This window comes from Erythrobacter sp. (assembly GCF_023653175.1).
In the GTDB taxonomy this organism is placed as follows: domain Bacteria; phylum Pseudomonadota; class Alphaproteobacteria; order Sphingomonadales; family Sphingomonadaceae; genus Erythrobacter.
In genome coordinates this window covers 1-3,069 of the sequence record NZ_JAMNXL010000275.1, presented here as the reverse complement: position 1 = coordinate 3,069, position 3,069 = coordinate 1, and the positions used below count along the sequence as shown (strand labels likewise).

Annotated in this window: 4 protein-coding genes; all 4 read right to left on the bottom strand. The window is 69.6% G+C overall.

What is annotated here, in order from left to right; translation table 11 throughout:
* A partial coding sequence (locus tag NBV68_RS18800) for an AAA family ATPase (RefSeq protein WP_296312975.1) occupies window positions 1-959 on the bottom strand: 959 nt, incomplete at its 3' end.
* 30 nt (window positions 960-989) lie between these two features.
* A complete protein-coding gene (locus tag NBV68_RS18795) occupies window positions 990-1,736 on the bottom strand; it encodes a thioredoxin domain-containing protein (protein WP_296312972.1) in 747 nt (248 codons plus the stop codon).
* A gap of 102 nt (window positions 1,737-1,838) precedes the next feature.
* Window positions 1,839-2,570 (bottom strand): thioredoxin domain-containing protein, encoded by a 732-nt coding sequence (locus NBV68_RS18790; protein WP_296312969.1) that lies wholly within the window; start codon window positions 2,568-2,570, stop codon window positions 1,839-1,841.
* A partial coding sequence (locus NBV68_RS18785; RefSeq protein ID WP_296312966.1) for a DUF721 domain-containing protein occupies window positions 2,567-3,069 on the bottom strand: 503 nt, incomplete at its 5' end. The genes NBV68_RS18785 and NBV68_RS18790, both read right to left, overlap by 4 nt.

The following is a 3,069-nucleotide window of genomic DNA, read 5'->3' as shown; positions in this document are numbered from 1 at the left end:
GAGCGGTCTTCCTCGAGCCGCGTCCGCTGGCGTGTCAGATCGCGAAGCCGGGTTTCGGCGGCATCGAGCTTTTCGGCGAGCGCGGCCATACGGTGCCCGTGGGCCGATGCATCGTCGCGGCGGTCGGCGAGTTCGTCGCGCGCTGCGGCAAGCGCATGGGCGGCCTCGGCCTGCTCGGCCTGCACCACTTCCACCGCCTTCTGCGCTTCAGCGACCCGCGCCTCGGCACCCTCGGCCGCGGCGCGCGCGGCCTTGGCGGCGGCGGCGGCCTCGCGCCAGCGGGCGAAGAGCAGCCGCGCCTCTGCGGCCTGAATCTGGCGGGTGAGATCGGTGTAGCGCTCGGCTTGCCGCGCCTGGCGCTTCAGCGAAGCGATCTGCGCGTCGAGCCCCGCCATCAGGTCCTCGAGCCGCGCGAGGTTGGTCTCGGCGGCGCGCAGCTTGCTTTCGGCGTCCTTGCGCCGGACGTGCAGCCCCGCGATCCCCGCAGCTTCTTCCAGCATCGCGCGGCGCTCGGCGGGCTTGGCGGCGATCACCTGCGCGATCTTGCCCTGGCTGACCAGCGCAGGGGAATGCGCGCCGGTCGCGGCATCGGCGAAGGTCAGCGCCACGTCCTTGGCGCGCACGTCGCGGCCATTGACGCGGTAGGCGGAGCCCGCGCCACGCTCGATCCGGCGGGTGACGACCAGCTCCTCCCCGCTGTCATCCGCGGCGTGGAGCACCACTTCGGCAAAGTCGCGCGGGGGGCGGGTGGAGGTGCCCGCGAAGATCACGTCCTCCATGCCGCCCGAGCGCATCGACTTGGCCGAGGTCTCCCCCATGACCCAGCGGATCGCTTCGAGGAGGTTCGATTTGCCGCAGCCATTGGGGCCGACGACGCCGGTCAGTCCGGGCTCGATGCGCAGTTCCGCCGGCTCGACGAAGCTCTTGAAGCCGCTCAGCTTGAGCCGGTGGATCTGCATCTTCGGTCTTGGCGCCCCCGCCCGTCAGCTTCAGCGCGCGCCGGCGCGCTGAAGCCGGGGTTCGAGCTCGGCCCAGGAGCTGCCTTCGACCTTGTTGCCATTGAGCACGAAGGTCGGGGTCTGGCTGATGTTGTCTTCGGTGCTGTAGCTTTCCGAGACCTTCGCGATTTTCTCCAAGCTGGCGAAATCGGCCATGCAGGCGCGCGCCTGATCTTCGCTGATCCCGCGCGCGGCGAAGAATTCGTAGAGGCCGGTCAGCTCTCCGTAGCGCACGAACCGTTCGTTCTCAGGGAACTTGTTGAGATCGGCGACGGCTGATTCGTTGGCAAAGGCGCGCTGCTGGATCGGACCGAGGTTGGCCCAGATCTGGTCGGCAAGCGGCATCGCGGCCTCGGGCGCCGAGCAGCCGATCAGGCGGGTGAGCGCAAGGTCGAGCGAGCCGTGGATCACGAAGCTGCGGAATTCGAAGCTGACCCGGCCCGAATTGACGTAGGTCTCCATCAAGGGCTTCATCGCCTCTTCGGAAAAGCGTGCGCAGGCCGGGCAGGTGAGCGAGCCATATTCGACCAGCTTGAGCGGCGCGTCGGGGTTGCCGACGAGGTAGCCGCCCCTTTCGGTGGTGGCGACCTTCTGCGCCCAGGTCGTGCCCGCAGGCGGCGCGACGATCGGCAGCGGCTCGCTGCTGGCCTCGTCGGAAGCGGTTTCCCCGCCGCATGCCGCGAGCAGAAGCGGTGCGAGGGCGGCAAGGCAGAGCGAGAAGAGGCGGGTCAGGGTCATCGTGTATTCCTCGGGCTTTCGCTAAGGGTCGGGAGGATAGCCCCGCACGCGCGTCGCCAGCAAGCATGGCTGCGCTTGGGGTGTGAACAATCTGTGGGCGCGTCAGTCGGCCTTCGCGGTGAAGCGGTCGCGCAGCAGCGGGTAAAGCGCCTCCCAGTTGTGGACCTCGGCGAGCAGCTTGCCGTCCATCGCGAAGCTGGGCGTGCTGTTGACGCCGAATTCGGCCGCGTCGGCGTCGTCGTTGCGTAGCAGCTTCTGGGCGGCGGCATCGTTGGCGATGCAGGAGTCGAGCTCGGCCTTGGATTGCCCCTTGGCCGCCAGCATCGCGGTGAGCCCCAGCGCGCTCGCGGCGTTCTGACGCCCGGCCTTGTCGCCACGCTGCCAGATCGCCTGCTGGCTCTGCGGGGCGGCGAGCGCCTTGCCGAGCCAGTCGGCCTGGGCGAGGATCAGCGCGCGGTGGCGGACCTTGAACTGCGCCGGATCGCCGCAATTGGCGAGCAGCGTCACCGCAAGGTCGAGACCGTTGCGGATCACCGGCCGCACCTCGACGGTGAGCTTGCCGGGGCCGAGGAGCACCACATCGAGCGCGGGCTCGCCGCGTGCGGCGAAATCGGCGCAGTGCGGGCAGGTGTAGCTGATGAACTCGACCAGCCGGGTGGCCGCCTCGGGGTTGCCGATCAGGTGGCCGCGCTCGGTGCGGGTGATGGTGTTCTGCCAGTTGGCCGACTTGGGCTTGGGTGCAAAGGCGCTGTCGGGGCGCGAGAGGTCTTGCGCCGAGGCAACGCCGGTGGCCAGAGCGAGCGCGGCGGCGGCAAGAAGAAGGGGTTTGATCATGCGAGGTCGTCTTCCGGTGGGATCGGGTTTTCGCTGTTCGAGAGGCTGCGGGCGAGCGATTCGAGCACGGTGCGCAGTTCCGGGTCGCCGATATCGCGCAAGCTGTCGCCCAATTCCAGCGGGATCGGCTTCAGCGAGGGCGGGGGCTTGGCGGCGCGGCTGTCGGCGGGCGGGGTCACCGCCCCGTGGCGCAGCTTGACCCGGGCGACCGCGCGGTAGCCGAAGAAGCGGTTCACCCGCTCGATGATCTCGGGGATCACCTGGGTGATGAGCGGCGCATGGGCGGGGATCACCACCAGTTGGAGGATACCTTCGGCCTTCTCGCCCGGGGGAAAGCGGATCGCCTCGGGGCTGCACACGCGGGCGTGGCGCGGGCCGACGATCTCGGGCCAGCGGGTGACGACCGAGCTTTGCACGAAGCCGAAACGGCGAAAGGCGGTCCGGCCGATCTCGGGCATGAGATCGCCGATCGCGCGGGGGCCCTGACCGCGCGGGCGGG